General features: G+C 65.3%; 8 protein-coding genes. 5 read left to right on the top strand and 3 right to left on the bottom strand.

Features of this window, described 5'->3' with window-relative positions; translation table 11 throughout:
- The 3 genes from RIF85_RS13025 to RIF85_RS13015 all read right to left on the bottom strand — a co-directional run.
- The coding region (locus RIF85_RS13025; RefSeq protein WP_375164850.1) for a YgfZ/GcvT domain-containing protein at window positions 1-494 on the bottom strand (494 nt) is incomplete at its 3' end.
- A gap of 80 nt (window positions 495-574) precedes the next feature.
- Window positions 575-1174, bottom strand: a complete 600-nt coding sequence (locus RIF85_RS13020; protein ID WP_309072326.1) for an FABP family protein — start codon at window positions 1172-1174, stop codon at window positions 575-577.
- Between the two features lie 192 nt (window positions 1175-1366).
- Window positions 1367-2101, bottom strand: coding sequence for a hypothetical protein (locus RIF85_RS13015; RefSeq protein ID WP_309072327.1), 735 nt, complete (start codon window positions 2099-2101; stop codon window positions 1367-1369).
- A gap of 247 nt (window positions 2102-2348) precedes the next feature.
- On the opposite strand from RIF85_RS13015, the gene RIF85_RS13010 reads away from it, so the two are divergent.
- From RIF85_RS13010 to RIF85_RS12990, 5 genes are all read left to right on the top strand, one after another.
- The gene (locus tag RIF85_RS13010; RefSeq protein WP_309072325.1) at window positions 2349-3053 is read left to right on the top strand and encodes a response regulator transcription factor; all 705 of its coding nucleotides are present in this window, start codon (window positions 2349-2351) and stop codon (window positions 3051-3053) included.
- A 218-nt stretch (window positions 3054-3271) separates the two neighbouring features.
- Complete coding sequence (gene mshD, locus RIF85_RS13005; RefSeq protein ID WP_309072324.1) at window positions 3272-4255, top strand: mycothiol synthase; 984 nt, start codon at window positions 3272-3274, stop codon at window positions 4253-4255.
- A gap of 71 nt (window positions 4256-4326) precedes the next feature.
- Window positions 4327-6552 carry an RNA degradosome polyphosphate kinase gene (locus RIF85_RS13000; RefSeq protein ID WP_309072323.1) on the top strand — a complete coding sequence of 742 codons (2226 nt, stop codon included), beginning with the start codon at window positions 4327-4329 and terminating at the stop codon, window positions 6550-6552.
- Window positions 6552-7517 (top strand): NUDIX hydrolase, encoded by a 966-nt coding sequence (locus RIF85_RS12995; RefSeq protein ID WP_309072322.1) that lies wholly within the window; start codon window positions 6552-6554, stop codon window positions 7515-7517. Before RIF85_RS13000 ends, RIF85_RS12995 begins: the two co-directional genes overlap by 1 nt.
- Before the next feature lie 43 nt (window positions 7518-7560).
- Entirely contained in the window at window positions 7561-8370 is an 810-nt protein-coding gene (locus RIF85_RS12990) for a thymidylate synthase (protein ID WP_309072321.1), read from the top strand.
- Window positions 8371-8404 lie beyond the last annotated feature (34 nt).

Raw genomic sequence — 8404 nt, 5'->3', positions numbered from 1 at the left:
GTGCGGACGTGCGGCCAGGCATCGACCCAGGTGAGGTGACTGCCCAGGCTCTCAACGGGCTTCACGGAACCGATCGTGGCCCATTCGCCGGTGACGTCGGCAACCTCCACGCGAAGCATGAACTTCATGCGCTCGAGCCATTGCGCGAGCGGACCGGCTTCCCAGCTCTCCGTCAGCAGCCAGGTGGTGGCGCCGTCGTCGATCACCTTGGGGCTGTACTCAATCCGCCCCTGAACTGTGAGGAGAAGCGTCTCGGTGGACTCACCGGGCGCAAGGTTCAGCAGAAGCTGAGAGGAAAGCGTGTTGAGCCAGCTCAGCCGGTCCGGGCCGGAGACCGTGACCACGCCGCGGTGGGACAGGTCGACGACGGCGTCTCCGCGTGCCAGGGAGCGCTGTTCGCGCAGCGGGTCACCGTAGTGTGCCGCCACTCCTGCGTCGGGCGCACCGGCAGCCACGGCGCCGGGCAGGGAAAGAAGCGGACTTGAGAAGGTCATACCGTGTGCAACGCCCCTGGTGGTGAAGGGTATTCCGCCCGACGCGGCATCAGCGGCGATGCCGGTACCGGCGGACTGGTTCAGGAAGTCTTCTTGAGAATGGCGGACGCGTGCGGTTCCAGCGAGTTGCCGTCCGCAGCAATGTCCCAGCGCCAGTACAGGTCCCCGTTGACCAACCCGAAGAGACGCGTGGCGGCCGAGTAATCCTTCGAATGCTGCCCGCGCATGACGAGGTCGGTGCTGAGCTGGATCTGCGGTCCCTTGATGTTGCCGTAGTACAGCTCCGCAATGCCGCCGGGGTGAACGATGGTGGCAGTGATGTCGAACCCGCCCGCGTCGTTGCGGAACTGCTCAACATCGTCCGCGCTCTTCAGCGCGGGCACGATGTCCGCCGGTGACAGACCGGGGCCGACGTCGGCGTCGTTCAGTTTACGGTCAAGCGCCCAGAAGCCGGTTTCCACGGACAACGGGCGGAGGGTGTTCCCCTCCTCATCCGTCAGCCAGCTCTCAGCCGTGTACTGCACGAAAGGCAGCCCATGCTGTGTGAAGACGGCACGCTGGTAGAAATGCTCCGAGTCGGCGTTACCCTCACCCAGCCGGCCGGAGCCCTCCCAGGTGCCCAGCAGCCAGGACAGCGGAACGAGCTCGGGTGTCAGGTCTGTGGGGATCTCAAAGGACATGGATCAGCGGAGGTTACTTCTGGCCCTTGTACAGGCGTGCGATGACGAGTGCAGCGAAACCGGCCATGCCCAGCCCAGCAATGACCAGCAGCGAGATGAAGAAGATTTCCAGCGCAAGAATTGACATGGCTCCATCCTAACGCCGGGCTTCCACCGCTTTCGCCACTATGAACAACCTTGGAAGGGCGAGTCTCAGCTCAGCAGGAGCCGCTGAAGGAAGTACGCAAGCGATCCGATGGCCAGGATCGGCGCAGTTCCCACGGAGAGGAGCGCAGCCGTATCAAGGGGCTCCTCCCGGCTCATGACCAGGCGGCGGCCTGCCATCACGACGGCTCCGCACACCGCACCGATGATAGCGGCGGGGCCCGCCTCCACCTCGGGAAAAGCCAGTGCAACCAGCGGGCCGGCGAGCGCGGCCAGGAGTACGCCCAGTGGGACGACCACCCGGTTCGGCCAGGGAAGAACCGCAGCAGCGACGGCCGCCAGCACGCTGGTCCCGGTGGCGAGAGTGACGGCGGAGGCCCCGGAGTTGATGCTGAGGTTTTCGGCTGCGATCCAGCCGGCACCGAGGGCGATGATGAGCACGCCGGAGCTGGCGCCGAGTGTTGATTCGAGCCGGAGACTCTGGCCGGTTCCGCGGACGAGCTGAATGAGGAAGACCGCTCCCACACCCAGCGCCACTGCGACCGGCAACCAGGTCAGCGCCGTCCCCGAGGGAGACAGGTAAGCGGCGGCACAGGCGGCGAGCGCGCTGATGGCTATGGCCGCGGACTGGCTCTTGCGCGCCGGCACTCCCAATACGGAGGGCCAACCGATCGCGGCCACAAGAATCAGGACGACGACGACGCCGGCGGTCACCGCCAGTGACGCATAAGACGCGCCGACCACAGCGATCAGAGCTACCGCCGCGACCAGTGCCGCCATCATGATTCTCACCCCTGCAATACTGCCCTACCGGTGCGGAAGGCGTCGAAAGCGGGCGGTGCGGCGCTCAGGAGCCCGGTTGTGGGAGAGTCCCTTATGAGGTGGCGCCCGCCGAATATTACGGGGTGCGGAGAGTCACACCGGTATACTGGTGCGAATCCGCTGCCGGCCTGCCGGAACGCTCCCGTTCGCGGCACGCCCGGTCACCGCTGCCCGCCCGATGATGCGCGTCCCTACCTTTGGAGGACACATGCCGCACATCCTGATGCTCACGAACAGTCAGGGCTCGTCCGTGGATGTCCTCCCTGCGCTTGAGCTCCTGAACCACAAGGTTCATATCCTTCCCGCAGAACCAACCGCCCTGCTCGAAACCGAACCCTGCGACGTCGTGATCATCGATGCGCGCAAGGACCTCGTCGGTGCCCGGTCCCTGACTCAACTGCTGAGGGCCACAGGGTTGAGCGCACCGCTGATGCTCGTGCTCACCGAAGGCGGGATGGCCGCTGTTGCGGCCAACTGGTTGGCGGACGACGTAGTCCTCGACTCTGCGGGACCCGCGGAAGTGGAAGCACGTCTGCGCCTCGTCATCGCCAGGGCCAACACCGCCGCCGAGGAAGTCTCAAGCGAAATCCACGCATCCGGCGTCATCATCGATGAGGCCAGCTACACCGCACGGGTGGGAGGCGAACCCATGAACCTCACCTACAAGGAATTCGAGCTTCTGAAGTACCTCGCGCAGCATCCCGGACGGGTCTTCACACGTGACCAGCTGCTGCACGAGGTGTGGGGCTATGACTACTACGGGGGCACCCGCACCGTCGACGTCCACGTCCGCCGGCTCAGGGCCAAGCTCGGCGCCGACCACGAGCAGCTGATCGGCACGGTGCGGAACGTGGGCTACCGGTTCACGCTCTCCCGGCAGCCGGAAGATTCCACGGTCAACCAGAAGGCGTAAGAGCCAACCAGAAGACACAAGAGAAGGCTCCCCCGCCGCTGCTGCGGCGAGGGAGCCTTCCTTATTCGTGGAGGACATACGGGTCGAACGTATCGCGGGCGCCCCACTGGCGCATCCCCCCGGTTGCACTCTTTCGAGCGCTTGAAAAGCCTACAGCACGGCGACGATGCCACCAAAAAGCCTCCCGGAACCGCAGTCCTCACGGCTACGCTGATCAGATGACAGCAGCCCAGACACCCACCTGGCCCATCCTCACCATCGGCGGTGCGCCGCGCGGTGAGGTACTGGAAGACATCGTCGGCCTTGCACACGCTGCCGAGGACGCGGACGGCAACCCCCCACTGTCGGAACAGACGCTGGTGAACCTGCGCACTTCCCACACCCACCCGGAGTCCCTGCTGGTTTTCACCACGTATGCGAGCGACGGTGATGAGAACGATGAAGAACTTGCAGGCGTCGCCGTCGTGAGCCTTCCCCGTATTCCCGGACAAGTGGGGGTCCTTGAGCTCGTGGTGCGGCCCACCTACCGGAACCAGGGCGTCGGCACCAGCCTCGTGCGGGCGCTGCAGGACCACCAACTCCCCGAGCTGCGGGCCTGGTCACACGGCAACCACGCTGCCGCCGTCGAGCTCGCCGTCAAGGCCGGATTCACTCCCGTCCGCGAACTATGGCGCATGCGACAGACCCGTGCAGCGCTTGAGGCGACAGTTCCCCAGGCTGTCGTTCCCGAAGGCGTGACGTTGCGTACCTTCTCGCCGGGCCAGGACGAGCAGGCCTGGCTCGAGGCAAACGCTGCTGCGTTCGCTCACCATCCGGAGCAGGGTTCCCTGACCCTTGAGGACCTGCAGGCTCGCATGGCGGAGGACTGGTTCGACCCCAAGGGTTTGATATTGGCCGTTCGGGAGTCGGATGGGCAGCTCCTCGGCTTTCACTGGACAAAGGTCCACCCGCGAAGCGGCAAGCACCCGGCCATCGGCGAGGTGTATGTGGTGGGTGTGACCCCCGCTGCCCAGGGCATGGGACTCGGCAAGGCTCTGACGATCGCGGGGATTGAGCACCTGCATTCGCTGGGGCTTCAGGCGATCATGCTGTATGTCGACGCGGACAACACTCCCGCCGTGGCGCTCTATCGGTCACTCGGCTTCACCCGGTGGGACGTCGATGTGATGTACGCACCCGGGAACACCGCGGACAACTTGTAAGGTTGAGGAGGGCTCCAACGGCCCCTTTTAAGGCACGCTCTGTGCCTCGCCCGAACCACAAAGGAGACACTATGGAAGCCGAAACCGCCGCGCGCGTCCCGGCCCGGTATGGATCGTCGGAAGTGGCTCCCGCGCGGGCAACACAGGACCGCATCGACATCCCCGATTTCGCCCCAAGCCTGCTGCCCTCAGGCGAGATCTCGGCGGATCGTTTCCTCGACCGTGAACTGAGCTGGCTCCACTTCAATGCGCGGGTCCTGGACCTGGCGGAGGACCCGGACCTTCAGCTGCTTGAGCGCGTCAACTTCCTTTCAATCTTCGCGTCGAACCTGGACGAGTTCTTCATGGTGCGGGTGGCGGGACTGAAACGCCGCATCGCCACGGGGCTGGCGGTACCCTCCGCAGCCGGGCTGAGCCCCATCGAGCAGCTCGAGACGATCATGTCCGAGGGGTTGGCGCTGCAGCGACGCCACGCCGCTGTCTTCTCGGAGCACATCCGGCCGGCGCTCGCGGCCGAGAACATTCATCTCACCACCTGGGACGAACTGGACGCTGCCGCGCAGGCCGACCTCAACAAACTCTTCGCGGAGAAGGTCTTCCCGATCCTGACGCCGCTGGCTGTAGATCCGGCCCACCCGTTCCCGTACATTTCCGGGCTCTCACTGAACCTCGCCGTCGTCGTGCGCAATCCGGTGAGCGACAAGGAACTGTTCGCCCGTGTGAAGGTGCCCGACCAGCTGCCCCGCCTCGTTTCCGTCGACGGGCCACGCGCCGGAAATGTCGCCCGCCGGACCGCGCGCTTCATCCCCCTGGAAGAAGTCATCGCCGTCCATCTGGACCAGCTGTTCCCCGGCATGGAGGTCCTCGAGCACCATACCTTCCGAGTCACCCGGAATGAGGACCTTGAGGTCGAGGAAGACGACGCCGAGAACCTGCTCCAGGCGCTTGAGAAGGAGCTCCTGCGGCGCCGCTTCGGACCGCCGGTCCGGCTTGAGGTCACCACCGACATCAACCCGAGCATCCGGGCGCTGCTCTCCCGCGAGCTCGGCGTGGAGGAAGCCGAGGTTTACGACCTGCCGGCACCGCTGGACCTGCGGGGGCTCTCGGTCATCGCCGGCATCGACCGCGGCGACCTGCATTACCCGAAGCACGTGGCGCACACCAGCCGTGACCTGAACGAGAGCGAAACGTCCAAAGCTGCGAACGTGTTCGCAGCGATGCGCCGGCGGGACATCCTGCTGCATCACCCGTATGACTCCTTCTCCACCTCGGTGCAGGCGTTCCTTGAGCAGGCGGCGGTGGACCCCAAGGTCCAGGCCATCAAGCAGACCCTGTACCGCACCTCGGGCGACTCCCCCATCGTCGACGCATTGATCGACGCCGCGGAGGCTGGCAAGCAGGTGCTGGCGCTGGTTGAGATCAAGGCCCGCTTCGATGAGCAGGCCAACATCTCCTGGGCCCGGAAGCTGGAACAGGCCGGCGTTCATGTGGTGTACGGCATCGTGGGCCTGAAGACCCACTGCAAGCTCTCCCTCGTGGTTCGCCAGGAGATCGACGGGCTGCGCCGCTACTGCCACATCGGCACCGGAAACTACCACCCGCGTACCGCACGCTATTACGAGGACCTCGGACTTCTCACCGCCAACCATCAGGTGGGCGAGGACCTTTCCAGGCTGTTCAACCAGCTTTCCGGCTACGCCCCGAAGTCGACGTTCAAGCGCCTCCTCGTCGCGCCGCGCTCCGTCCGGTCCGGCCTGATCGAACGCATCGAACAGGAGATCACGAACGCCCAGGCCGGCCTCGAAGCGCGGGTCATCATCAAGGTGAACTCGATTGTTGACGAGGCCCTCATCGACTCCCTGTACCGGGCGTCGCAGGCCGGTGTCCAGGTCGACGTGATCGTTCGCGGCATCTGCTCGGTGCGCCCCGGCGTACCCGGCCTCAGCGAGAACATCACCGTTCGTTCCGTGCTTGGCCGGTTCCTGGAACACTCGCGTGTCTTTGCTTTCGCCAATGCGGGCGATCCCGCCGTCTTCATCGGCTCGGCGGACATGATGCACCGCAACCTCGACCGCCGGGTGGAGGCGTTGGTCCAGCTATCCGCGCCGGAGCACATCACTTACCTGATCTCGCTCATGGATCGCTACCTCGACAGCGGAACTGCCAGCTGGCATCTGGACAGCGACGGCGAGTGGATCCGCCATCACAAGGATGACGACGGCGAACCACTCGACGACGTCCAGTCGTGGCTGCTTGCCTCCCGTTCCCGCAGCCGGCTGCGGCCCGCTCGACGGTGATGACGCAGCCCGATACGGCGGTTGACAGCAAGCAGAGCAGGCGGGGAGCCGCCGTCGTCGCTGCCGGTGCCCTGTGCTGGCGCAAGCGGTCCGGCGCGCTGGAAGTCCTGCTGATCCACCGCCCCCGTTATGACGACTGGTCCTGGCCGAAAGGCAAGATCGATCCGGGCGAGACCACTCCAGAGTGCGCCGTCCGCGAGGTCTTCGAGGAAATCGGCCTGTCGGTCAAGCTCGGCATCCCGTTGCCGACCATTGAGTACCCGGTCACCTCCGGGCTCAAGGTGGTGCATTACTGGGCGGCCAAGGCGGAAGGCATGACGCCGAAGCCGGACGGCAAGGAGGTCGATGATTTCCTCTGGTGTTCCCCGGAGCGGGCGGCCGAATTGCTGAGCAAATCATCCGACCGGGAACCTCTGAATGCCCTTACCCAGGCGTTCGCAGAGGACAACCTGGCCACCTGGCCGCTCATTGTCGTCCGCCATGCGAAGGCCAAGCCGCGGTCTTCCTGGACGCGTGCCGAAGGGGAGCGCCCGCTCGCAGCCTCCGGACGGCGCCAGGCCCAGGCGGTCAGCCGCCTGCTGCTGGCCTGGTCGCCCGATCGCATCGTCAGCAGCCCCTGGGACCGCTGCGTCCAGACCGTCATGCCGTACATCAGGCGCTCCGACGCGAAACTGAAGCTCGTGGACGCCATCACTGAACGCGACGCCGCCCGTAAGCCCGGACGCGCCACCGGCACTATCGAGAAGCTCTTCGACCGGCGGAGCCCGGTCGCCGTCTGCAGTCACCGGCCGGTGCTGCCGCTGATCCTTGATGTCCTCAGGGCACATATGCCCGCGCATCTCGGACGGCTGCTGCCGACGTCGGATCCATACCTCGCGCCCGGTGAGGCAATCATCTGCCAGGTGAGTTGCAAGAAGGCGGGACAAGTGGTCTCGGTCGAGCAGTTCCGTGCGTATGACGACTGAGTCTGTTCATGCTCCTGCCGGTGATACTCCTAGACTGGATCCCGTGACTACCCCGGTTCCCACACCCTACGAAGACCTGCTCCGAGACGTCCTGGCCAACGGCACACCCAAGTCGGACAGGACCGGTACCGGCACGCGCAGCGTCTTCGGACGGCAGCTGCGGTTCGACCTCTCCGAGTCCTTCCCGCTCATCACCACCAAGCGGGTCCACTTCAAGTCCGTCGCCCTGGAACTGCTCTGGTTCCTGCGCGGTGACTCAAACGTCCGCTGGCTGCAGGAGCGGGGCGTCCGGATCTGGAATGAGTGGGCGGACGACGACGGCGAATTGGGCCCGGTCTACGGCGTACAGTGGCGCTCCTGGCCGACGCCGGACGGCGGGCACATTGACCAGATTGAGCGTCTGATTGACGGGCTCAAGGCGAACCCGGACTCGCGTCGGCACATCGTCTCTGCCTGGAACGTGGCGGAAATCGAGAACATGGCTTTGCCCCCGTGCCATGCCCTCTTCCAGTTCTACGTGGCGGACGGAAAGCTGTCCTGCCAGCTGTACCAGCGCTCGGCGGACATGTTTCTGGGAGTACCGTTCAACATTGCGTCCTACGCGTTGCTCACGCTGATGGTGGCCCAGCAGGTGGGCCTGGAGCCGGGCGAGTTCGTGTGGACCGGCGGTGACGTGCACATCTACGAAGACCACGTGGAGCAGGTCACGGAGCAGCTGTCGCGGGACCCCTACCCCTATCCGACCCTTCGCCTGATCCGGAAGCCGGAGACCATCTTCGACTACGAGCTCGAGGACTTCGCGGTCGAGAACTATCAGCACCACCCCACCATCAAGGCGCCGATCGCCGTATGAGTGGCGACTGGGAGTTCGCGAAGCCGGCCGGCAC

The sequence above is a fragment of the Arthrobacter sp. genome (genome assembly GCF_031179385.1).
Classification (GTDB): domain Bacteria; phylum Actinomycetota; class Actinomycetes; order Actinomycetales; family Micrococcaceae; genus Arthrobacter_D.
Note: the sequence above shows the minus strand (reverse complement) of the source record. Positions and strands in the feature narration are given on the sequence as shown.